The 22123-nt window shown below is 69.1% G+C and carries 17 protein-coding genes; 5 read left to right on the top strand and 12 right to left on the bottom strand.

Annotated features, from left to right (window positions below):
- Positions 1–34: 34 nt before the first annotated feature.
- Together JHD77_RS09905 and JHD77_RS09900 are read right to left on the bottom strand one after the other, a co-directional pair.
- Positions 35–1432 carry an APC family permease gene (locus JHD77_RS09905; RefSeq protein ID WP_003123515.1) on the bottom strand — a complete coding sequence of 466 codons (1398 nt, stop codon included), beginning with the start codon at positions 1430–1432 and terminating at the stop codon, positions 35–37.
- 48 nt (positions 1433–1480) lie between these two features.
- On the bottom strand, positions 1481–2887 hold the full coding sequence (locus JHD77_RS09900; protein WP_023122829.1) for an aminotransferase: 1407 nt from the start codon (positions 2885–2887) through the stop codon (positions 1481–1483).
- A gap of 281 nt (positions 2888–3168) precedes the next feature.
- Between JHD77_RS09900 and JHD77_RS09895 the strand changes: the two genes are divergently transcribed.
- Positions 3169–3852: a helix-turn-helix transcriptional regulator gene (locus JHD77_RS09895; protein ID WP_191519466.1), complete on the top strand. Its 684-nt coding sequence runs from the start codon at positions 3169–3171 to the stop codon at positions 3850–3852.
- 3 nt (positions 3853–3855) lie between these two features.
- Here JHD77_RS09895 and selB read toward each other — a convergent pair whose 3' ends face one another.
- The 7 genes from selB to lipC all read right to left on the bottom strand — a co-directional run bounded on the left by selB (position 3856) and on the right by lipC (position 14278).
- Positions 3856–5781, bottom strand: coding sequence for a selenocysteine-specific translation elongation factor (gene selB / locus JHD77_RS09890; protein ID WP_003102294.1), 1926 nt, complete (start codon positions 5779–5781; stop codon positions 3856–3858).
- Positions 5778–7184: an L-seryl-tRNA(Sec) selenium transferase gene (gene selA / locus JHD77_RS09885; protein ID WP_010793731.1), complete on the bottom strand. Its 1407-nt coding sequence runs from the start codon at positions 7182–7184 to the stop codon at positions 5778–5780. The genes selB and selA overlap by 4 nt, the downstream gene beginning before the upstream one ends.
- A 78-nt stretch (positions 7185–7262) precedes the next feature.
- Positions 7263–8192: a formate dehydrogenase accessory protein FdhE gene (gene fdhE / locus JHD77_RS09880; RefSeq protein ID WP_003116089.1), complete on the bottom strand. Its 930-nt coding sequence runs from the start codon at positions 8190–8192 to the stop codon at positions 7263–7265.
- Between the two features lie 132 nt (positions 8193–8324).
- Positions 8325–8951 (bottom strand): formate dehydrogenase subunit gamma, encoded by a 627-nt coding sequence (locus JHD77_RS09875; RefSeq protein WP_003095316.1) that lies wholly within the window; start codon positions 8949–8951, stop codon positions 8325–8327.
- 71 nt (positions 8952–9022) lie between these two features.
- On the bottom strand, positions 9023–9952 hold the full coding sequence (gene fdxH / locus JHD77_RS09870) for a formate dehydrogenase subunit beta (protein WP_003106793.1): 930 nt from the start codon (positions 9950–9952) through the stop codon (positions 9023–9025).
- Between the two features lie 8 nt (positions 9953–9960).
- A complete protein-coding gene (gene fdnG, locus JHD77_RS09865) occupies positions 9961–13041 on the bottom strand; it encodes a formate dehydrogenase-N subunit alpha (RefSeq protein ID WP_077446919.1) in 3081 nt (1026 codons plus the stop codon).
- A gap of 307 nt (positions 13042–13348) precedes the next feature.
- The gene (lipC, locus tag JHD77_RS09860; RefSeq protein ID WP_003095318.1) at positions 13349–14278 is read right to left on the bottom strand and encodes a lipase LipC; all 930 of its coding nucleotides are present in this window, start codon (positions 14276–14278) and stop codon (positions 13349–13351) included.
- A gap of 359 nt (positions 14279–14637) precedes the next feature.
- On the opposite strand from lipC, the gene JHD77_RS09855 reads away from it, so the two are divergent.
- From JHD77_RS09855 to JHD77_RS09840, 4 genes are all read left to right on the top strand, one after another.
- Positions 14638–16683, top strand: a complete 2046-nt coding sequence (locus JHD77_RS09855; protein WP_003116092.1) for an NADPH-dependent 2,4-dienoyl-CoA reductase — start codon at positions 14638–14640, stop codon at positions 16681–16683.
- 208 nt (positions 16684–16891) lie between these two features.
- Positions 16892–17341 carry a DMT family transporter gene (locus tag JHD77_RS09850; RefSeq protein WP_003095321.1) on the top strand — a complete coding sequence of 150 codons (450 nt, stop codon included), beginning with the start codon at positions 16892–16894 and terminating at the stop codon, positions 17339–17341.
- 156 nt (positions 17342–17497) lie between these two features.
- On the top strand, positions 17498–18733 hold the full coding sequence (locus JHD77_RS09845; protein WP_031756944.1) for a DUF1835 domain-containing protein: 1236 nt from the start codon (positions 17498–17500) through the stop codon (positions 18731–18733).
- Positions 18709–19203: a YkgJ family cysteine cluster protein gene (locus tag JHD77_RS09840; RefSeq protein WP_016852173.1), complete on the top strand. Its 495-nt coding sequence runs from the start codon at positions 18709–18711 to the stop codon at positions 19201–19203. The genes JHD77_RS09845 and JHD77_RS09840 overlap by 25 nt, the downstream gene beginning before the upstream one ends.
- Before the next feature lie 2 nt (positions 19204–19205).
- On the opposite strand, the gene JHD77_RS09835 is transcribed toward JHD77_RS09840, so the two are convergent.
- From JHD77_RS09835 to JHD77_RS09825, 3 genes are read right to left on the bottom strand one after another with little or no spacing between them, the layout of a single operon-like run.
- Positions 19206–20642 (bottom strand): ArnT family glycosyltransferase, encoded by a 1437-nt coding sequence (locus JHD77_RS09835; RefSeq protein WP_003162670.1) that lies wholly within the window; start codon positions 20640–20642, stop codon positions 19206–19208.
- Complete coding sequence (locus JHD77_RS09830) at positions 20639–21613, bottom strand: glycosyltransferase family 2 protein (RefSeq protein WP_003116094.1); 975 nt, start codon at positions 21611–21613, stop codon at positions 20639–20641. Before JHD77_RS09830 ends, JHD77_RS09835 begins: the two co-directional genes overlap by 4 nt.
- On the bottom strand, positions 21610–21972 hold the full coding sequence (locus JHD77_RS09825) for a GtrA family protein (RefSeq protein ID WP_031756946.1): 363 nt from the start codon (positions 21970–21972) through the stop codon (positions 21610–21612). The genes JHD77_RS09830 and JHD77_RS09825 overlap by 4 nt, the downstream gene beginning before the upstream one ends.
- Positions 21973–22123: the final 151 nt, after the last annotated feature.

Raw genomic sequence — 22123 nt, 5'->3', positions numbered from 1 at the left:
AACGCCATAGGCGGTGTTGCGACAGGGCCGCTCCTCAACCGTAGGCACCGCGCAGCGACATCACGCCGCGCCTTCGCGCCGCCTGGCGGATCAGCAGTTCGCCCACGGCCAGGGCCAGCGCCACGCCGCCGACGATCTTGCCGGCGTAGGCCCAGTCCATCGGCGCGCCGGGGGTGACGACGAACAGGCAGATGCCGGCCAGCACATGCAGCGCGACGAACAGCGCCCAGAGACTGGCCAGGCGGTCGCCCAGCGGCATCCGGTAGGGCCGTGGACGCGGGTCGGCGCGGCGCAGGCGGACGAAGGCCAGGCACATCAGCACATAGGGCATCATGAAAACCATGGCGAAGATCGACAGCAGGGTCCAGAACAGTTCCTCGACAGTGTGCGCCACCAGGCCGTAGAGCAGCAGCAGGACGATGCTCACCGCCGAGGCCAGCACCGCCGAGCCGATCGGCGTGCCGTGGCGCGAATGGACCACGCCGAACAGCGCCGGCAGCTCGCCGGCCTTGGCCGCTTCCACCGCGGCACGGTTGGTGCCCATGCTCCAGGTGACCATGTTGGTGAAGAGGGTGAACAGGACGAAGGCGCCGACCAGGTCGGCGAGCATCCCGCCGGCGCCGTCGTGGCCGTAGATGTTGTAGAGGGTATGGGCGAAGATCCGGGTGACGTCGGTTTCCTCGGCCGGTACCGCGGCCAGCACGCCGAGGGTGCCGAAGATGTTGAAGGCGCCGACGATCAGCCCGGAGATCAGCACCGCGCGCGGGATGTCGCGGCGCGCGTTGCGCATCTCCGCGGCGCTGCAACAGGCCAGCTCGGTCCCCATGATGCCATAGACCATCACTCCCAGCGCGGCCATCTGGCCCGGCGAGGACGGGACGATGGAGTCCAGGCTGAAGTCGTTGGCGAAGCCATGGTTCCAGCCGAAGTGCAGGCCGCCGACGCCCAGGGCGAGCACCGCGAGCAGCTTGAGCAGCGCGCCGAGGTTCGGCAGCCACTTGCCCAGGCGCAGCGCGACCACGTTGAACGCCGCGGTGAGCAGCGCCAGGGCTATGCCGATGGCGATCTTGCCCCAGAGGCTCAGCTCGGGGAAATAGAAGGCGCCGAGCATGCTGCCGAACAGGGTGTAGACCGAAGGCATCCACAGTGCGTTGTTGACCCAGTACATCCATGACACCCGGGCCCCCCAGCGGAAGCCGAAGGCGCTGCGCACCCAGTGGTAGACGCCGCCGTTGGCGGGGAAGGCGGTGCCCAGCTCGGAGGTCATCATGGCCATCGGCAGGAACAGCAGGACCAGCACGTAGAGCCACCAGAACAGGCTCGACGGACCGAGGGAGGAAGCCAGGGCGATCTGGTCCATGAAGAGCATCGCCGAGACCGTGTAGAGCACCACATCGCGCAACCGCAGGACCTTGTTCTTGTTGTCGTCCATTGGGGTTCTCCTGAATGTTCGGGTGGGGCGCCGGCGGCGCCCCGGCGCTTACCGGTGACCGGCGCGGACAAGATCCTCCACGGTTTCCTCGATGCTCTCGCGCAGCACCCGGACCACGGTATCGACCTGTTCGCGGGTGAGGATCAGCGGCGGCGACATCACGTTCAGGTGGACGATCGGACGAACCAGCAGGCCGCGCTTCTGCGCCCGCAGGTGGACCCACTCGCCGATGTTCAGGCTTTCCGGAAACAGCGCCTTGCTCGCCTTGTCGGCGACGAACTCGACACAGGCCATGAAGCGCATCCCGCGCACGTCGCCGACGATGGGCAGGTCGCGGAGACTTTGCAGGCGCTCCTCGAAGTAGCGGCCGACCTCGTCGGCGTGGGCGAGCAAGCCCTCGCGCTCGATGATCTCGATGTTCTTCAGCGCCGCCGCGCAGGCCACCGGGTGGCCGGAGTAGGTGAAACCATGGCTGAAGCAGCGGCCCTTGTCCGGCTCGGCGATCACCTCCCAGATGCGCCGGGAGAAGATGCACGCGCCCAGCGGCTGGTAGCCGGAGGTGAGGCCCTTGGCGGTGAGGATGATGTCCGGCTGTACGCCGAACACCGCCTGGCTGGCGAAGAAGTGGCCGAGGCGGCCGAAGGAGGTCACCACTTCGTCGGAGATGTACAGCACGTCGTAGCGCTGGCACAGCTCCCACATCCGCCGGTGGTAGCCCGCGGGCGGGACGATCACGCCGCCGGAGCCGAACACCGGCTCGGAGATGAACGCCCCCACCCGGTCGGCGCCCAGTTCGAGGATCTTGCGTTCGAACTCGTCCACCAGGCCATCGAGGAACTCGGCTTCGCCCACTCCTTCCGGAGCGCGGTAGTAATAGGGACAGGCGAGGTGGTGGATGCGCTCGTCGAGGAAGTCGAACTCGGCCGGCCGGTCGGCGCTCTTGCCGCCCAGCGACATGCCGAGGAAGGTCGAGCCGTGGTAGGCGTTGATCCGCGTGATGACGTGCTTCTTGGCGCGCTTGCCGCGGCAGTTCTGGTAGTAGTGCATGAGGCGGATCGCGGTGTCCACGGCGGTGGAACCGCCGGTGGTGAGGAACACGTGGTCGAGGTCGCCGGGGGCCAGCTCGGCGAGCTTGCGGCAGAGTTCGATGGCACGCGGGTTGGCCATGTCGCAAAAGGGATTGGAATAGGCCAGCAGGCGGGTCTGCTCGGCCACGGTGCGAGCCATTTCCTCGCGCCCCAGGCCGATGTTGGTGCACCACATGCCGCCCACCGCGTCGAGGTAGCGGTTGCCGGCGGTGTCGTAGATATAGGCGCCGTCGCCGGCGGCGATGTTCAGCGAGCCGTTGACGCGGTGGTCGTCGAACACGTGGTAGCCGTGCATGTAGTGGGCCTGGTCGGCACGGACCAGGTCGGCGTCGCCGAGGGGGGACGTGGCGTGCAGTCTTGCGTTCATCGGGCTGTCGCTCTTCTCGGATGGATGCTCCGAGGGTGCAAGAGCACCGCGCGGCGGGCCATACCCCATTTTGGGGTAAGCGCTGGGTGCGGCCGACGCGGCTTGCTATCCTGCGGCGACAACGACAAGAACGAGCCGTACCGTCCATGCAGGCCATCGCCCCGAACGCGCTCGACCGCTGGCACGAACACCTGGCGCTGGCGATCCGGCGCCTGCGCCAACCCGACTTCCTCGCCGCGCTGGTCGACGCCATCCACCAACTGGTGCCGATCGAGTCGAGCATGATCAGCCTGGAACGCAAGGGCCACGCGCCCACCCTGCTCTACGAGCGCGGCATCGCCGAGCGCTTCCGCGAGGCGATCATCCGCCGCTACTTCTCCCGCGGCTACCTGCTCGACCCTTTCTGCCTGGCGGTGGAGGAAGGCCTTCCGGAAGGCTTCTACACCCTCGGCGAGATCGCCCCCGACGACTTCTTCCAGAGCGCCTACTACCAGACCTACTACCTCGGCGCCGGAGCGGTGGAGGACGTCTACTACATCCTCGACCTCGGCCCTACCGAGAAGCTCTCGATCTGTCTCTACAACGGCCTTTCGGCGAGCCGCTACAGCGACGCCCAGGTCGCCGCCCTCGCCGGCCTGGCGCCGCCGGTGCTGGAGCTGACCCGGCAGTTCTGCGCCGGGCGCGCCGACCTCTCGCCGAACCCGCAGGCCGACCTCGCCCCGCGCCTTCAGGAAGTGCTGCGCGGCTTCGGTCGCGACGTGCTCACCGACCGCGAACGCGAGGCCTGCCACCTGCTGCTCAGCGGCCACTCGGCGAAATCCAGCGCGCGGCTGATGGACATCTCCCCGGAGACCGTGCGCATGCACCGGAAGAATCTCTACACCAAGCTGGAAGTCGGCTCGCAGTCGGAACTGTTCGCGCTGTTCATCGAGTGCCTGAGCCAGGGGCAGCGCGTCGGCCCCTGAGACTCAGGGCGAGACGCCGCCGAGCAACTGTTCGGCCAGCGCCGAACCCTCGCGCAGGCGACGGTCGTTGCCGATGCGGCGGGTCAGGCCGATGCGGTCGAAGTGCTCGAGGATCTGGATGCTGCGCTTGCGGCCGATGCCCAGGCGGTCGCGGAATTCCGCCGGGCGGATCAGCCCGGCGGGGTCGCGCACCTGCACGGCGATCTCGGCCAATTGACGCAGGGTGGCTTCCGGGTAGAACAGGTCGCGCACCACCTGCTGCAACTGGCCCAGGCGTGCCAGCTTGCGCAGCAGGTTGCGCATGACGGCTTCATCCTGGCGCAGCTCGCGGGCCAGGTCGCGGACCCAGGGCGGGTCGTAACGGCCGGCTTCGAGCAGCGGCCAGAGGCGCGCGCGCAGTTGCTCCTCGCTATCGCTCAGGCGCACTTCGTGGCCGGGCAGGTGCAGCCAGGGCCCGCTGCTGTGCACATCGCCGCCGGCCAGGGCGGCGTCGAGCAGGGCGATGAACACCGGCCGCTCCAGCTGCGGCAGGGCGTAGCGACGCAGGCGGTCGCGGTCGGGACCGAGTTCGTCCGGTAGCTCTTCGTGGAAGCGCCGCAGGCCGGCGAGCAGTTGCTCGACCAGGGCGAACCAGCGCTCCCCGGCGAACAACCGGGGGCCGAGGCGGGTCTGCACCTCGACCACCTCTTCCGGCAGCCGCCAGTGCTCGCGCGGGCGGTTGAAGGATTGCACCAGGCGTTGCGGGTCGAGGCCGTTCTCGGCCGCGCCGAGCAAGGTCGGCAGCGCCTCCTCCAGGCTTTCCTGGCGCAGCGCCTGAAGCTGTGCCAGACGTGCCGGCGTTCGTCGGTTGCGCGCCGGCGCGGCGCCGTCGAGCACCCGCCCGCCGCCAAGGGTGCGCTGCGCCGACTGGTCGCGCAGCACCAGGCGGTCGCCATGCAGGGCCTGGATCGGCGCGTTCAGCACCAGTTGGGCGAAGGCGCGGTGGCCAGGCTCCAGTTGTTCGCCTTCGAGCAGGGCCAGGCGCCCGGTGACGTCCTGGGTGCCCAGGTGCAGGTGCACCGGGGTCCAGTGGGTGAAGTCGCGGAGTTCGTCGGGCAACAGGCGGAAGTCGATGTCGACCCGCGTGGTCGGCGCGTGCAGCGCGGCCTGCAGCAGCCAGTCGCCGCGCTGGATCTGTTCCAGCGCGAGGCGCTCGCCGGCGATGTTCAGGGCCACGCGCTGGCCGGCCCAGGCCTGTTGCGCGGGCCGGTTCTGCGCGTGCAGGCCGCGCACCCGCACCGGCCGCCCGGCGTTGCCGAGGAGCAGTTCGTCGCCCACCGCGACCTGTCCGGAGAAGGCCGTACCGGTGACCACGATGCCGCTGCCGGCGACGCTGAAGGCCCGGTCCACCGCCAGGCGGAAGTATCCCTCGCGGCTACGCTCGCGGACTTCGCCGGCGAGCCCGCCGAGTGCTTCGCGCAACGCCTCGACGCCCTCCCCGGTGCTGCTGGAGAGCGGGAAGATCGGCGAGCGCGCCAGCGGGCCGGAGGCCAGCAGGTGTTCGACCTGGGTCCGCACCTGCTGCACCCGCTGCGGCTCGACCCGGTCGATCTTGGTCAGCGCCACCAGCGCCCGGCGGATACCGAGCAGTTCGACGATCGCCAGGTGCTCGCGGGTCTGCGGCATCAAGCCGTCGTCGGCGGCCACCACCAGCAGCACGCAATCGATGCCGCTGGCGCCGGCCAGCATGTTGTGGACGAAGCGCTCGTGGCCGGGCACGTCGATGAAGCCGGTGGGGCTGCCGTCGCCAAGGTCGGCGTAGAGATAGCCCAGGTCGATGGTGATCCCGCGTTGGCGCTCGGCCGGGCGGCGGTCGCCCTCGATGCCGGTGAGGGCGCGCAGCAGCGAGGTCTTGCCGTGGTCGATGTGCCCGGCGGTGCCGACGATCACGACAGCTCGCTCCGCAGTCGCGGCAACTGGGCGAGGAACGCCGGCTCGTCGTCGAGCTGGCGCAGATCGAGCCAGAGGGCGTCGTCGTCGAGCCGACCGATCACCGGCAGCGGCAGCCCGCGCAGGGCTTCCTCGAGGTTGCGCAGGGCGCGTCCGCGCAGGCGCCTGGGCTGCCGCGGACGCAGGCACAGCGCGGCGCTGGCCAGCCGCGCCACCGGCTGCGCGCCGCTGCCGATCATGCCCAGGGCGTCGACCACAGCGACCTCCCAGCCCTCGCCGAGCGCCTCGCCCAGCGCCGGCGCCAGACGCTCGGCCTGGGCGCGGATCTCCGCCGCCGGGCGGCTGAGCAGGCGCAGGGTGGTCAGGCGTTCGGCGAGGCGGTCCGGATCGCGGTACAGGCCGAGCACCGCCTCGAGGGCGGCGAGGGTCAGCTTGTCGACGCGCAGGGCGCGCTTGAGCGGGTTCTTCTTGATCCGCCCGATCAGTTCTCGGTTGCCGAGGATCAGCCCGGCCTGGGGCCCGCCGAGCAATTTGTCGCCGCTGAAGGTAACGATGTCGGCGCCGTCGGCCAGGGCTTCCTGCACCGTCGGTTCCTTGGGCAAGCCCCAGCGGGTCAGGTCCACCAGGGTGCCGCTGCCGAGGTCTTCCAGCAGCGGCAGGCCATGGCCATGGGCGATGGCCGCCAGTTGCGCGGTGGGCACGCTGGCGGTGAAGCCCTGGACGCTGTAGTTGCTGGTATGCACGCGCATCAGCAGGCCGCTGCGCGGGCCGATGGCGGCTTCGTAGTCCCTGGCGTGGGTGCGGTTGGTGGTGCCCACCTCGTGCAAGCGCACGCCGGCGCGGGCCATGATGTCGGGAATGCGGAAGGCACCGCCGATCTCGATCAGCTCGCCGCGCGAGATGATCCCTTCCTTGCGCGCCCCCAGGCTGTTCAGCGCCAGCAGCACCGCCGCCGCGTTGTTGTTGACCACGGTGACTGCCTCGGCGCCGGTGAGTTCGCGGATCAGCCCGGCGATCAGGTCGTCGCGGTCGCCGCGCTTGCCGCTGGCCAGGTCGAACTCCAGGTTCAGCGGGTAGCGCGCGGCCAGGGTGATCGCCTCGACGGCCTCGTCCGGCAGCAGGGCGCGGCCGAGGTTGGTATGCAACACCGTGCCGGTCAGGTTGAACACCCGCCGCACGCGGCTGGCATGCTGCGCGGCGAGGCGTTCGCCGGCGCGCCCGGCGAGCACCGCCTCGCTCAGTTCGATCTCGGCGAGGGCACCGCGTCGGGCCGGCTCGCGCAGTTCGTCGAGCAGGTCGCGGAGGGTCGCCAGCAACGCCTCGCGGCCGTAGCGCTGGTGCAGGGGAGCGGCCGCCGCGCTGCGCAGCAGGCGGTCGACCGAAGGCAAGCGAACGGAACTCATGGAGAAACCTTATCCACAGGGTAGGGTCACCGACACGCCCATCATAGACGCGTCGGCGCATGCCCGCAGCGTCTTCGGCTATTCGCCGCCGGGGGCCAGCAACAGGTTCGGCGAACGCCGCAGGTAGCCGTCCTCGGCCAGGCGCATGTCCAGCGCCAGGCTGGCCAGGTCGTCGGCAAGGGCATCGGCGTGGCGGTCGAACTCCAGGTAGAACTGCTTCAGGTAGCCCTGGCAACTGGGGCAGGTCTCGGCGCGCAGCACGGCTTTTTCCGCCGGCTGCCCGTCATGCTCCAGGGACAGGTAGGCCAGGTGCTTGCTTTCCTCGCAGTGGCTGCACTTGATCCGCACGTAGTGCCATTCGCAGGCGCACAGCGAGCAGCTCAGGTAGCGCAGACCGGTTTCCTTGCCGCCCTGGCGGATCATCCCGGCCATCGGCGGCGAGCCGCAGGCGGGGCACAGGGTCCGGCTCTCGGTCTCGACCACCGCGCCCTCCTCCAGTCCCAGCAGCCAATGGCTCCAGGCTACCTGCAGGGCGGCGCCGAGGAACGGCACCAGGGCCGCCGGCAGGAGGTCGAACTGACCGCTGAGCAAGGCGATGGCCCAGGCCTTGCGCTGGCCTTCATCGGCTTCGCGCAATTGTTCGAGTGCCGCGCCGACGGCGGCGTTGGCCGGTGCCGGGTAGCCCGCGAGCAGGGCATCCAGCCAGGGCAGCCAGGCGCCTTCGCGCACCAGCAGGTCGTAGGCCAGCGGCGGCATGCCGTGCTCGCGGCTCTTGCGCAGGCGCTCGGGGTCGAGCGGGGCCAGGGCCGGCGGGTTGTCCAGCAGCGCCTGCTGGAGCCGGCAGAGACCGGCGACCAGCCGCAGGTAGTCGCCCATCGGGTGCCCCTCGGCCAGTTGCAGCAGACGCTCGCCGCGGCGGGCGAACAGGTCGCGCGACGGCTGGTGCAGGTGCGGGGGAATGTTGGCGGCGGCTTCGATCTGCCCCGGCTGAAGAATGGTGCGTGACACGGGAACTCCTCGGGTCTGCGCCGGCGGGCCGGTGGGCCGCGCCGCAACGATCGGGCGCCCGGTGGGGCGCGGAATGAATGCAAAGGCCCCATCGCTGGGGCCTCCGGTCGGGCGATGGCGACACTATACGCGTCAGTGCTCCTCGCCCTTGCCGACTTCCTTCAGCCAGCCGTTATGGTGCTTGCGCGCCCAGGCGCGGCTGACCTTGCCGTAGAGCATCGCGCCCATCGAGCCCTTGACCCAGATGCCGGCGTAGATATGCACGATGATGCTGGCGATCAGGACGAAGGCGGCGAAGGCGTGCAGGAGCGCCGACAGGCGGATCGCCTCGATGCCGAACCAGGCGCTGAAGTACTGGCGCCAGATCACGATGCCGGTGACCAGCAGGGTCAGCATGCTCAGCAGCAGCACCCAGAACAACAGCTTCTGCCCGGCGTTGTAGCGGCCGACTTCCGGGAGGTTCTCCTCGCGGTTGCTGACCACGTCGCGCCACTGCTTGAGCCACTGGATATCGCTCTTCTGCACCCGGTTGTGGTGGGCGAAGCGCACCACCAGGCCGAGGAAGAAGACGAACATCGCCAGCCCCAGGAAGGGGTGCAGGATACGCGTCCAGGGACCGCCGCCGAACAGGTTGGTCAGCCAGAACAGCGCCGGGTGGAACAGCGCCAGCCCGGACAACCCGGCCATGAAGAACAGGATCGCCACGGCCCAGTGGTTGCTGCGCTCGTTGGCGTTGTAGCGCTGGATTTCATTTTTCATTTCCGACTCCTCGAGAGCGCCGCCGCTGCCGCCGGGTCGCGGAGGACCGGCGGCAACGCCCGCGCGCAGGCTCAACGACGCTCGTGCGGGTCAAAGGTGTGTACCGACGGATCGACCTGGTGCACCGGTGCCTCGGCTTGCCCGTGGTCTTCCTCGTCGTCCGCGCGGTTGGGACCGACGCGCACATAGTGGAAGAACCCGGCGAGCACCGTGGCGCCCATGGCCAGCAGCGCCAGCGGCTTGGTCACGCCCTTCCACAGGCTGACCAGCGGGCTGACGCTCGGCTGGTCGGCCAGGCCGGCATAGAGCGACGGCTTGTCGGCGTGGTGCAGCACGTACATCACGTGGGTGCCGCCCACCCCTTCGGGGTCGTACAGGCCGGCGTTCTCGTAACCGCGGCTCTTCAGGTCGACGATGCGTTCGGCGGCGTGTTCCTTCATGTCCTCCTTGCTGCCGAAGACGATGGCGCCGGTCGGGCAGGTCTTCACGCAGGCCGGCTCCATGCCCACCGAGACGCGGTCGGAACACAGGCTGCACTTGTAGGCCTTGTGGTCCTTCTGCGAGATCCGTGGGATGTCGAACGGGCAACCGGTGATGCAGTAGCCGCAACCGATGCACTTGTCCTGGTTGAAGTCGACGATGCCGTTGGCGTACTTCACGATCGCTCCCGGGCTCGGGCAGGCCTTCAGGCAGCCCGGCTCGGCGCAGTGCATGCAGCCATCCTTGCGGATCAGCCACTCGAGGTTGCCGGCCTCGTTCTCGTGCTCGGTGAAACGCATCACCGTCCACGAGTCGGCCGTCAGGTCCATGGGGTTGTCGTAGGTGCCATGGTTGTGGCCGACCTCGTCGCGCAGCTCGTTCCATTCCGAGCAGGCGACCTGGCAGGCCTTGCAACCGATGCACTTGGACACGTCGATCAGTTTCGCCACTTCCTCCTGGTTCCGCACCGAGGGCATCGGCGTGGTGGTCGCGGAGCGGGCGTGGATGTCCTGACTACTCATGTTTCACCTCACGCCTTTTCCACGTTGACCAGGAACGACTTGAACTCCGGCGTCTGGGTATTCCCGTCGCCCACGAAGGGGGTCAGGGTATTGGCCAGGAAGCCGTTGCGCGCCATGCCGGCGAAGCCCCAGTGGATCGGGATGCCGACGTGGTGCACGGTCTTGCCGTCCACCTGCAGCGGGCGGATGCGCTTGGTCACCACCGCCACCGCCTTGATGTAGCCGCGGTTGGAGGAGACCTTGACCTTGTCGCCGGCATTGATGCCCAGCTCCTTGGCCAGCGCCTCGCCGATCTCGACGAACTGCTCGGGCTGGGTGATCGCATTCAGCCGGCAGTGCTTGGTCCAGTAGTGGAAGTGCTCGGTGAGCCGGTAGGTGGTCGCCGCGTAGGGGAACTCGTCGGCCGTGCCGAACAGTTCCATGTCGTTCTTGAACACCCGTGCCGCCGGGTTGCTGATCGCCTTGCGGTTGTCGCGGTGCAAGGGGTTCACCCCGATCGGCGTCTCGAACGGCTCGTAGTGCTCGGGGAACGGGCCTTCGGCCATCTTGTCGACGGCGAACAGGCGAGCCACCCCTTCGGGGTTCATGATGAACGGGTTCATCCCGGCTTCCGGCGGTACGTCGGCCTTGTAGTCGGGCACGTCGGTGCCGCCCCAGGACTTGCCGTTCCACCACACCAGGCGCTTCTTCTCCGGGTCCCACGGCTTGCCGCTGACGTCGGCCGAGGCGCGGTTGTAGAGAATCCGCCGGTTCGCCGGCCAGGCCCAGGCCCAGCCGAGGGTCTGGCCCATGCCGTAGGGGTCGCTGTTGTCGCGGCGGCCCATCTGGTTGCCCTGCTGGGTCCAGGAGCCGGCGAAGATCCAGCAGCCGCTCGCCGTGCTGCCGTCGTCGCGCAGCAGGGCGAAACCCGGCAACTGCTCGCCGGCCTTGGCCAGGATCATGCCGTTGGCCGGGTCGACCAGGTCGCTCAGGGCCTTGCCGTTGAACTCCCGGGCCAGTTCGTCCGGGCCCGGTTCGTCGGGCTTGAGGTAGGACCAGTCGAGGCCGAGGATCGGGTCGGGGAAGGCCCCGCCGTCCTTGCGGTACATCTCGCGCAGGCGGTGGAACAGCCCGGCCATGATGGCGATGTCCGGACGCGCCTGGCCCGGCGGCTCGGCGCCCTTCCAGTGCCACTGCAACCAGCGGCCGCTGTTGACGATCGAGCCGTCTTCCTCGGCGAAGCAGGAGGTGGGCAGGCGGAACACCGTGGTCTTGATGCTGGCGGTGTCGACGTCGTTGTACTCGCCGACGTTGCGCCAGAACTCCGAGGTCTCGGTCACCAGCGGGTCCATCACCACCATCCACTTCAGGCGCGCCAGCGCGGCGCCGACCTTGGCCTTGTTGGGGAACGAGGCGATGGGGTTGAAGCCCTGGCAGAAGTAACCGTTGACCTTGCCCTGGTACATCATGTCGAAGTAGCGCAGCACGTCGTAGCCGGCGCCCGGCATGTCGAGCTTGGGCAGCCAGTCGTAGCACCAGTTGTTTTCCTTGGTCGCCGACTTGCCGAACCAGGCCTTCATCAGGCTGACGTGGAACTTGCCGTAGTTCTGCCAGTAGGACAGCTGTCCCGGGCGCAGCGGCTTGGCCGTGCGCTTGGCGATGTAGGCGTCGTAGTCCTGCTCGGCGTCCATCGCCAGGGTCAGGTAGCCCGGCAGCGAGTTGGACAGCAGGCCGAGGTCAGTCAGGCCCTGGATGTTGGAGTGGCCGCGCAGGGCGTTCATGCCGCCGCCGGGCATGCCGATGTTGCCCAGCAGCAGCTGGACCATCGCGCCGGTGCGGATCATCTGCGCGCCTACCGAGTGCTGGGTCCAGCCCAGGGCGTACATGATGGTCATGACCTTGCCCGGCTTGGAGGTCTCGGCGATTTCCGCCCAGATCTTGAGCATCATGTCCTTCGGCGTACCGCAGATGTTGCTCACCACGTCCGGGGTGTAGCGGCTGTAGTGCTGCTTGAGCAGGTTGAACACGCAGCGCGGGTGGGTCAGGGTCGGGTCGACCTTGGCATAGCCGTCCTCACCGATCTCGTAGCCCCAGGAGGACTTGTCCGGGTAGGTCCGCTTCTCGGCGTCGTAGCCGTTGAACAGGCCGTCCTCGAAGCTGAAGCCTTCCTTCACGATGAACGAGACATCGGTGTAGTTGCGCACGTATTCGTGCTGGATCTTGTCGTTTTCCAGCAGGTAGTTGATCAGGCCGCCGAGGAAGGCGATGTCGGTGCCGGTCCGGATCGGCGCGTAGTAGTCGGCGACCGAGGCGGAACGGGTGAAACGCGGATCGACCACCAGCAGCCGCGCCTTGTTGTGCGCCTTGGCTTCGGTGACCCATTTGAATCCGCACGGGTGGGCTTCGGCGGCGTTGCCGCCCATGATCAGCACCAGATCGGCATTCTTGATGTCGGTCCAGTGGTTGGTCATGGCTCCACGGCCAAACGTCGGGGCAAGACTTGCCACCGTCGGGCCGTGTCAGACACGCGCCTGGTTGTCGAATCCCAGGATGCCGAGGGAGCGCATCACCTTGTGGGTGATGTAGCCGGCCTCGTTGGACGAGGCGGACGCGGCGAGGAAGCCGGTGGTCAACCAGCGGTTGACGGTCTGGCCCTGCTCGTTCTTCTCGACGAAGTTGGCGTCGCGGTCTTCCTTCATCAGCTTGGCGATGCGCTCGAGGGCTTCGTCCCACTCGATGCGCTTCCACTCGCTGGAGCCGGCCTCGCGCACTTCCGGATACTTCAGGCGGTTCGGGCTGTGGATGTAGTCCAGCAGGCCGGCGCCTTTCGGGCAGAGGGTGCCGCGGTTGACCGGATGGTCGGCGTCGCCCTCGATATGGATGATGTTCTGCGCGACGTTCTTGGCGCCGTCGCCCTGGCTGTACATGATCAGGCCGCAACCGACCGAACAGTAGGTACAGGTGTTGCGGGTCTCGACCGTGTGCGCCAGCTTGAAGTGGCGGACCTGGTCGGCGAAGGCCTCCGTGGGGGCCATCCCGAGCGCCGCAAGGCTCGATCCTCCAAGGCCTATACCGCAGACCTTGAAGAATTGCCGACGGTTCATATCCATCGTGCATCTCCTGCATCAGGCAAAGGACACCCGGGACATGGCCGGATGTCTCTGGTTAAAAGATAGCCAGCCTGGCGAGGTACGCCAGCCGGGCATGGCTACGGGGCAGCGAACCCTACACGAACGCTGGGTTTTTCTGCCTTGACCGGAGTCATTACACGGCGGCGCAAACCTTGTCCAGCAAGGTGCGCGGAATCGGGACAGGTCCGAACGCCGCGAGGCGCGCGAACAGGAGGTGATATCCAGGTGCCATTAGACCAAAGACTAATGCCGGGTCGCCTAGGGCTGCGGCGACCCGGCGAGCGGATCAGAGTCCGACGTTCCTGAGGCGATTGGCATGCTGCCGATAGACCTGGGTCGGGTCGCTCTCGAACAGGCTGACCAGGCCGAGCAACTGGTTGACTTCGTCCAGATGGTCCATCCGGTAGTTGTCCTTCACCACGCTGCCCAGGTGGCTGGAGCATTGGCCGACCAGACCGTCGTTGGCCTCGCCGAACAGCAGCCCGGTCACCGCCAGGCCGGCGGAGCTCGGGTCGAGCGCATTGGTCAGGGAGCCGGTGCCGCTCATCGAGTAGTAGCGCACCCCGGCTACCGTCTCCGCGCCCTGGCCACAGGCGCTGGCCGGGATCGCCTGCGGGAAGCGCTGGTTGAACCGCGCGGTGCCGGGAGTGTTGAGACTGTTCAGGGCAGCCAGCGCGTCGCCCTTGACCCACTCGCCGCCGTCGACGATGTCGACCACCGAGAACAGCGCCTCCACCGCCGAGGCGATCACCTCGGTGCCGATCGGCCCGAGGAACTCGCTGAAGCCGGTCACCGCGTCGGCTACCGGCGTGCCCTTGTGCGGCGTGCCCATGGTGGTGACCGAGGCCACCAGTTGCGGCGCCACCCCGGCGACGTAGCGCACGGTCATGCCGCCCTGGCTGTGGCCGATCAGGTTGACTTTCTCCGCGCCGGTCAGGGCCAGGACTTCCTCCACCTGCGCCAGTAGCTGTTCGCCGCGCACCTCGTTGCTGTTCACCGGCGACTGCGAGGTGGCGAAGACCTTCGCGCCGTCCTTCTCCAGGGCCGGCACGATAGCGTGCCAGTAGTCCACCGGGCCGACGCTCTTGAAGCCGAACAGACCGTGGGACAGCACGATGGGATAGCGCGTGCGGGTGTAGTCGGTCGCAGCGTGCACGGGAAGGCTGGCGGCCAGCGCTACCAGCGCCGCCGCGAGGAACGTCTTGTTCTTGTTCATCGTCGAGACTCCGTTCGGATTGGACAGGCAGTTGGCAAGGCACGTGCTGGGCGGGCCGGAACCCCAGCCTGACAGCGCCGCCAAAGGCGTCGAGCCGTGCTTAAGTTGGGCTCCCGGCGCACGCCATTACCCCGGGTAACAGCGCCGCCGTTCCCATTCCGCCCGCCGCGCCGCAAGTGCTGTCGGAGAGCTTTCGACGCCTGTCACCCGGGGCCACAGCGGTGCAGCGCAGCGAGCACCTATCCGATCAGCCAGTCCGCCGGCTTGACCGAAATGCCTGGCGGTTCCGGCAAGCGGGCCGCATTCGGCGGCGGCGCAACTTCCTATGGTGAAGCGTCCCTGGCTACCGGAACCGCGCCATGCGCAACCCCTACCCGCCGCTCGCCGCCGCTCCCTATCCGCACCTGCTGGCCCCGCTGGACCTGGGCTTCACCCGTCTGCGCAACCGCGTGGTGATGGGTTCGATGCACACCGGGCTGGAGGATCGTCTGTGGGACTTCGGCAAGCTCGCTGCCTACTACCGCGAGCGTGCCCGGGGCGGCGTCGGGCTGATCGTCACCGGCGGCTTCGCGCCCTGCCGCGAAGGTTGGCTGCTGCCCTTCGGCAGCAGCCTCACCAGCGCCCTGGAGGTGCCCGCCCATCGTCGCCTGACCCAGGCGGTGCATGCCGAGGGCGGCAAGATCCTGCTGCAGATCCTCCACGCCGGGCGCTATGGCTACCACCCGATGGCGGTGTCCGCCTCGCCGTTGAAGTCGCCGATCAGTTGGTTCACCCCGCGCGAGCTCTCCGAGCGCGGCATCCGCAAGACCATCCGCGCCTTCGTCCGTTGCGCGCGGCTGGCCAAGGCCGCCGCCTACGACGGCGTGGAGGTGATGGGCAGCGAAGGCTACCTGCTCAACCAGTTCCTCTGCCCGCGCACCAATCGCCGCGACGACCAGTGGGGCGGCCCGCTGGAAAACCGCATGCGCCTGGCGCTGGAGATCGTCCGCGGCATCCGGCGGATCGTCGGCCAACGCTTCATCCTCTGCTATCGCCTGTCGCTGCTCGACCTGGTCGAGGGCGGCAATACCTGGGACGAGGTGCGGCGCATCGCCCTGGCCCTGGAGGAAGCCGGAATCACCCTGCTCAACACCGGCATCGGCTGGCACGAGTCGCGCGTGCCGACCATCGTCACCTCGGTGCCGCGCGCGGCCTTCGCCGAGGTCAGCGCACGGCTGCGCCACGAGCTGAAGGTGCCGGTGATCGCCAGTAACCGGATCAACACCCCCGAGGTCGCCGAATCCCTGCTCGCCACCGACAAGGCCGACCTGGTGTCGATGGCCCGGCCGCTGCTGGCCGACCCGCAGTTCGTGGCCAAGGCCGGCGCCGGCCGGGCCGAGGAGATCAACACCTGCATCGCCTGCAACCAGGCCTGCCTCGATCATGCCTTCGCCAACCGCCGCGCCACCTGCCTGGTCAACCCGCGGGCGGCCTTCGAGACCGAATTGCGCTACCGCAAGGCGCGCACGCAGAAGCGCATCGCGGTGATCGGCGCCGGCCCCGCCGGGCTCTCCGCCGCCTGCGTGGCCGCCGAGCGCGGGCATCGGGTCAGCCTGTTCGAGGCGAGCGGGGAAATCGGCGGGCAGTTCAACCTGGCCAAGCGGATTCCCGGCAAGGAGGAGTTCCGCGAAACCCTGCGCTACTTCCGCGTGCGTCTGGAACGCCTCGGCGTCGACCTGCGCCTCGGCCACCGGGTGCGCCAGGGCGAGCTGGACGGTCAGTTCGACGACGTGGTGGTGGCCACCGGCATCCAGCCACGCCGGCCAAGGATCGACGGCATCGGCGGACCGACCGTACTCAGCTACGTGGACGTGCTGCGCGGCGCGCCGGTGGGCGCGCGGGTCGCCATCGTCGGCGCCGGCGGCATCGGCTTCGACGTCGCCGCCTTCCTCGTCGCCGCGCCCAGCGACGGCCAGCCGCGGGCGCTCGGCGAATGGCTCGCGGAATGGGGCGTGGACCTCGACAACAGCCAGCCCGGCGGCCTCCGCGAACCCGCTCCGACGCGGCCGGCGCGCCAGGTCTGGCTGCTCCAGCGCAAGCCCGGCGCTCCCGGCGCGCAGCTCGGCAAGACCAGCGGCTGGGTACACCGCGCACACCTCAGGCACAACGCCGTACGCATGCTCGGCGGGGTGGAGTACCTGAAGATCGACGAACGCGGCCTGTTGATCCGCGTCGACGGCGAGGAACGCTGGCTGGAGGTGGACAACGTGGTGATCTGCGCCGGCCAGGAGCCGCTGCGCGAGTTGCAGATCAGCCAGGCGGCGGAAAGCCTGCGCTTCCACCTGATCGGTGGGGCGCGGGTGGCAGGGGAACTGGATGCCAAGCGGGCGATTCGCGAGGGGGCCATGCTGGCGGCGCGCTTGTAGGGGGATAACGCCGCTGGCGGTATGGCTGCCGTAGGGCGAACAACCGCTCGCGGTTACCCGCCGGGCGGAATCCGAGGGCGTGCGATGGGGTCTCGCGTTTTCCTCCTCCGCCCCCGCCTGGTGCATACTGTGCGACTCCCCGTACCACTCCGGCCCGTCCCTCGCCATGCGCGGGGCGCGCTCGCCGTCATCGTTCCAGGAGTCTTGCATGCCCACTCCACCCTGGTGGCTGTTCGTCCTGCCCCTGCTCGCCGGCGCCTGCCTGCCGCTGCAGGCGGGGATCAACGGCCAGTTGGCCAAGCAGGTGTCCAGCGTCCTCGCCGCGGCACTGATCTCGTTCTTCGTCGGCACCCTCGGGTTGCTCGCCCTGACCCTCTCGCAGCGCGAGTTTCCCGGCCTGGCGGCATTGCGCGGGCTGAGCTGGTGGCACTGGTGCGGCGGTTTCCTCGGCATGTTCTTCATCTTCATCGCCGCCTTCGCCGCACCGCGCATCGGCGCGCTGATGTTCATGGTGCTGGTGCTTGCCGGCCAGCTGGGCATGGCCATGAGCCTCGACCACTTCGGTTGGGCCGGCTTCCGCGAGGCACCGATCAGCGCGCTGAAGCTGGGCGGGTTGGCACTGATCGGCGCCGGCATCTGGATGATCCGCAAGGGCTGAGTGCGTCTTGCCGCGGACGCGTCGGCCGGCCTATAGTCGGCCTCGGCGTTCTCCACGCCTCCCGTCCGCGGAAAGGGCAGCGCCCAGGCGATCCACCCCAAGCATCGCGCATGCGACTCCAGGCCTGATGGCGGACAAGGCTGCAGAGGAGATCGTATGTCCTTTTCCCGCACTCTCGGCGACGGCCGGATCAATCTCGAACAGCAACGCAAGCGCGCCAAGGAGCTGTTGCGCCAGTGGCGCCGCGACCCGGCCAGCCTTACAGGGCTTCCGGGGCAGGAGCCGCGCCTGGCCGACGCCCAGTGGCAGGTGGCGCGCGAACTGGGCTTCGCCAGTTGGCCGCGACTCAAGGCGCATGTCGACGCCATCGCCTTCGCCAGCCGCCACCCCGATCTGGTCGGCGGCGATGAGGCCGCGACCCTGCACCTGCGCTGCGGCAACGACATCGCCCACGGCCTGAAGCTCGCCGGCTTTCGCGGCGACTTCCGGATGTTCGCCGACCCGCTGACCATGGGACCGGTGCCGAACCTGCCGTTGCCCGAGTTCCTCGCCCTGCGCAGCGACTACCTGAGCCGCGCCTTCGACCTCGACCCGGCCGACGCCCAGGCCCGCCAGCGCCAGGAATACGCCGGGCTCGAGCGGCTCGGCGAATACTCGCGGGTGGCGCTCTGGTGCGAGGCGGATGCCTACGACCAGTTGTTCCTGGTCCGGGTGCTGGCAGGAATGCAGACGCCGCCGGAGCACCTGGAACTGATCGAGATCGACCGCGTGCCAGGCGTCGAGCGCTTCGTCGGCATCGGCCAACTGGCGCCTGAGCTGCTCGCCTGGCTATGGACCCAGCGTCGCCCGCTGGACGCCGAAGCCCTGGCGCTGGCCCGCGCGGCCTGGGACGCCTACCGCGATCCGGCGCCACTGCGCTGGGCGCAACTGGCCGCCGCGCCGACCCCGGCGCTACCGTTGCTGGGGCCGGCGCTGCGTCGGCAACTGCATGAACTGCCGGCCCTGCGCGACGGCCTGTCGCTGAGCGAACGGCTGACCCTGGAGATCGTCCGCGACGGCGAGCGGCCGAGCGCCGGCCAGGTCTTCGCCGAGCTGACCGCACGGCGCGAGCCGCTGCCCTATCTCGGCGACCTGATGTTCCGCGTCCTGCTCCGCGCGCTGCTGGAAGAGCCCGGCGCGCTGCTGCGCACGCCGGCGCCGGAACTGCCCTGGGAACGCCAGCCGCTGGCCCTGACCGCTGCGGGCCGCGAGGTCCTGGCCGGGCGGCGCTACCGCCTCGACCTCGGCGCCCCCGAACGCTGGGTCGGCGGCGTATGCCTGCGCGCCGGCACCGCGCACTGGGCGCTGGACGAGCAGGACCGGCCGGTATGGCGGGAGGACCCACGGCACTGACGCTCATCGCCCGGACGAGCGCAACGGGCGCGCAGCCACTATCATTGCGCGCCCGTTTTCCCCGCACCCGCCCGCCGATGAAGAAAATCCCGCTCGCCGCCGCCGACCCCGACCGCCTGGATACCTGGGTGAAATACCGCGAAGGCCTGTGCGGCGAGTGCAACGCGACCTGCTGCACGCTGCCGGTGGAAGTGCGCATCGACGACCTGATCCGCATGCGACTGGTCGACGAGTTCGAGCGCGAGGAGCCGGCCAAGCGAATCGCCAAGCGACTGGAAAAGGATGGCGTGATCGAGCACTTCAACCACAAGCGCGAGATCTTCACCCTCACCCGCATGGCCAACGGCGACTGCCTGTACCTCGACCGCAAGACCCGCCTGTGCACCATCTATGCCCGCCGCCCGGACACCTGCCGCAACCACCCGCGCATCGGCCCGCGTCCCGGCTACTGCGCCTACCGGCCGAGGTAGTCTCAGCCAGGCGGCGCCACGCCCTGGCATAACTGGTACTGTCCCACCGGCGGCCGGCAGCGCAAGCGCTGGCGCACCTCGTCGGGCAAGGCGCCGAACGAACGCGAGCGGATCGCCAGCAGGGCGTCGCGACGCAACCAGCCGGCCAGCTCGCTGTCCTCCGCCCGTTGCGCCCGCCCGCCGCTGTAGAACACTGCCGAGTACGGCCGCTTCGGCCAGAACACCAGCGGCCGCTCGCGCCAGCCGGCGTCGCTGGCCAGCAGCGCGGCGGTGGACTTCTGCTCGGCGCGCGAGCCCAGCAGCAGGGAGCCGAGGAACAGCGCGAACAGCAATGGGGTCAGTGCCAGGCAAGCCAACCCGCCACGCCGCAGCCAGGCGCTGCGCGCCAGCGGCGCGCGCAGCAGGTCGGCGGCGAGCAACGCCAGGGCCGGCAGGCCGGGCAGCACGTAGGTCCAGAGGACGTTGCCGGCGAAGGTGAAGAACAGGCACGGCGCCAGTCCCCAGAACAGCCAGTAGCGCCTGCGCGAGGCGACGCCATCGACCACCTCCCCGCGCTGGCGCCAGCCCAGCCAGAGCAGCAGCGGCAGCCAGAGGCTCCAGGGAAACGCGGCGGCCAGCAGGAACAGCCAGACGCTGCCGTAGGGATAGGCGTGGGCATTGCCGTAACGGTCGCCGTCCCAGCCGGCGGTGACGAAGCGCTGCCAATGCTCGCCGAGCAGGAAGTACTCGAGGAAGCCCGGCGTCTTCAACTCCGCCAGCAGGTACCAGGGCGCGGCCACCAGGAGCATCAGCAGGCTTCCGCGGATCCATGGCAGGCCCCGCCAGAGCGCGCGCCAGCGCCACTCCAGCAAGGTCCACAGGCCGATCGGCAGTCCGGCGAGGATCAGCGTCAGCGGCCCCTTCGCCAGCAGCCCGAGGCCGAGGCCGAGGAACATCAGCCAGCCCTCGCGGCGCCGGATTCCCTCCGCGCCATGCAGGCCCAGCCAGAAGCCGCGCATGGCCAGGACCAGCGCCAGGGCCAGGGCCATGTCGGTCATTACCGCCCCGGAGGCGACGAAGAACAGCGCCGAACTGCCCAGCAGGACGCAGGCGATCCGCGCCTGCCGACGATCTTCGCGAGCCTGCCAGTCCCATACCAGCCACAGCACCAGCACGCCCAGCAACCAGTGCGGCAGGCGGCTGGCGAACTCGTTGGCGCCGAGCAGAAGCTGGCCGCCGGCGCTGAGCCAGAAGGCCAGCGGCGGCTTGCCCCAGAACGGCACGCCGACGTCGTACCAGGGCGTGATCCAGTCGCCCAGTTCGGCCATCTTCCGCGCCACCTCGCCATAGCGGGCCTCGGTGGTGTCCATCAGCGGATAGCTGCCCAGGCTCAGCAGGCGGATGGCGAAGGCCAGGGCGAGCAGGAACCAGGCCAGCGGCCAGCCGCGCAGCGCCCTCACGGATTGGCCCCGCCGACCTGCGCCGGCAGGTAGCGGTCGATCAGGTAGAGCGGGCGGCGCCGCGCTTCCATGGTCATCCGCCCGAGGTATTCGCTGCACACGCCGATGGCCAGCAGTTGCAGGCCGCCGATCAGGAACAGCGCGGCGATCACCGGCCAGTGTTCGTGGATCTCCTGCTGGCCGAAGATCCCGGCGAGCAGGGTCGCCAGGGCCGCCAACAGGCTGAGCAGGCCGAGGTAGCCGGCGACCTTCAGCGGCGCGGTGGAAAACCCGGTGATGCCTTCCAGGGCGAAGTTCCACAGCCGCCAGTAGCGCCACTTGCTGTGGCCGGCGACGCGGGCGGCGCGGCTATAGGCGATATCGACCTGGCGGAAACCGACCCAGGCGAAAAGCCCCTTCATGAAGCGATTGCCTTCCGGCAGCTCGCAAAGGGCATCGACCACCCGCCGGTCGAGCAGGCGGAAGTCGCCGACGTCGCGCGGGATCGGCACCTCGCTGAGGCGGTTGATCAGCCGGTAGAAGGCGCTCGCCGAGGCGCGCTTCAGCCAGCTTTCGCCGGCCCGGCTGCGGCGGCGCATGTTGACCATTTCGGCGCCGCCGATCCAGGCGTCGAGCATCTGCGGGATCAGTTCCGGGGGATCCTGCAGGTCGGCATCGATGACGATCACCGCGGCGCCGCGCGACAGCTTGAGCCCGGCGCTCATCGCCTGTTCCTTGCCGAAGTTGCGGGTGAAGCGGGCCACGCCCACCCGGCGGTCGGCGGCCTGTAGCTGGGCGAGGATCGCCGCGCTGCGGTCGGTGCTGCCGTCGTCGACATAGAGCACCTCGCAATCGTCGCCAAGGTCGCCGAGCACGGCGCCCAGGCGCTGGTGGAAGGCCGGCAGCACCGCCTCCTCGTTGAACACCGGCACTACCACGCTGAGCAGGCAGGGGGCCTCGAGCTTCGACGCCAGGGAAGGTTCGATCATCATGAGAAGGTCCAGAGTCGATGAAGGTGATAGGTCGCCAACAGCAGTGCGCCGGTCGCGGCGAGCTGGGCCAGGCGGTAGTCGAGTCCGGCGAGGTCGCCGAGCAGCAACACCAGGACGGCGTTGCCGAGTACGCAAAGCAGGCTGACGGCGAAGAAGCGCGGCAGCGAACGGGACACCGGGCCACGGTGGCGGAAAGTCTTCCAGCGATGCCCCAGGTAGGCAGCCAGAGCCCCGCAGCCTGCTCCCGTCGCGGCGGCCACGGCGGCGCCGACGGCGAAGCCCTCGACCAGGAGGGTCAGCACCAGGTAATGAACGGCGGTGGCACCGGCGCCGACCGAGACGAAACGCCCCAGGAGCATGCATGGCTTCCTCTGGAAACAACCGACGCCGGCATTCTAGGAAGGTGCGCAAAGCCCCGCGGTTAGCGCTGCGCAAGCTTCCTGACAGGTTTTCGCAGGGTTCCCCGCGGCAGGCCTGGAAGCCGCGTCGGACAAGGAATACACGGCAGGC

Source organism: Pseudomonas sp. P20, assembly GCF_016463925.1.
Taxonomy (GTDB): Bacteria; Pseudomonadota; Gammaproteobacteria; order Pseudomonadales; family Pseudomonadaceae; genus Pseudomonas; species Pseudomonas aeruginosa.
Note: the sequence above shows the minus strand (reverse complement) of the source record. Positions and strands in the feature narration are given on the sequence as shown.

Coding starts and splice junctions, on each gene's coding strand:
- JHD77_RS09905 (WP_003123515.1), bottom strand. CDS start 1,432: ATGGACGACAACAAGAACAAGGTCCTGCGGTTGCGCGATGTGGTGCTC.
- JHD77_RS09900 (WP_023122829.1), bottom strand. CDS start 2,887: ATGAACGCAAGACTGCACGCCACGTCCCCCCTCGGCGACGCCGACCTG.
- JHD77_RS09895 (WP_191519466.1), top strand. CDS start 3,169: ATGATCAGCCTGGAACGCAAGGGCCACGCGCCCACCCTGCTCTACGAG.
- selA (WP_010793731.1), bottom strand. CDS start 7,184: ATGAGTTCCGTTCGCTTGCCTTCGGTCGACCGCCTGCTGCGCAGCGCG.
- JHD77_RS09875 (WP_003095316.1), bottom strand. CDS start 8,951: ATGAAAAATGAAATCCAGCGCTACAACGCCAACGAGCGCAGCAACCAC.
- fdxH (WP_003106793.1), bottom strand. CDS start 9,952: ATGAGTAGTCAGGACATCCACGCCCGCTCCGCGACCACCACGCCGATG.
- lipC (WP_003095318.1), bottom strand. CDS start 14,278: ATGAACAAGAACAAGACGTTCCTCGCGGCGGCGCTGGTAGCGCTGGCC.
- JHD77_RS09855 (WP_003116092.1), top strand. CDS start 14,638: ATGCGCAACCCCTACCCGCCGCTCGCCGCCGCTCCCTATCCGCACCTG.
- JHD77_RS09850 (WP_003095321.1), top strand. CDS start 16,892: ATGCCCACTCCACCCTGGTGGCTGTTCGTCCTGCCCCTGCTCGCCGGC.
- JHD77_RS09845 (WP_031756944.1), top strand. CDS start 17,498: ATGTCCTTTTCCCGCACTCTCGGCGACGGCCGGATCAATCTCGAACAG.
- JHD77_RS09840 (WP_016852173.1), top strand. CDS start 18,709: ATGGCGGGAGGACCCACGGCACTGACGCTCATCGCCCGGACGAGCGCA.
- JHD77_RS09830 (WP_003116094.1), bottom strand. CDS start 21,613: ATGATGATCGAACCTTCCCTGGCGTCGAAGCTCGAGGCCCCCTGCCTG.
- JHD77_RS09825 (WP_031756946.1), bottom strand. CDS start 21,972: ATGCTCCTGGGGCGTTTCGTCTCGGTCGGCGCCGGTGCCACCGCCGTT.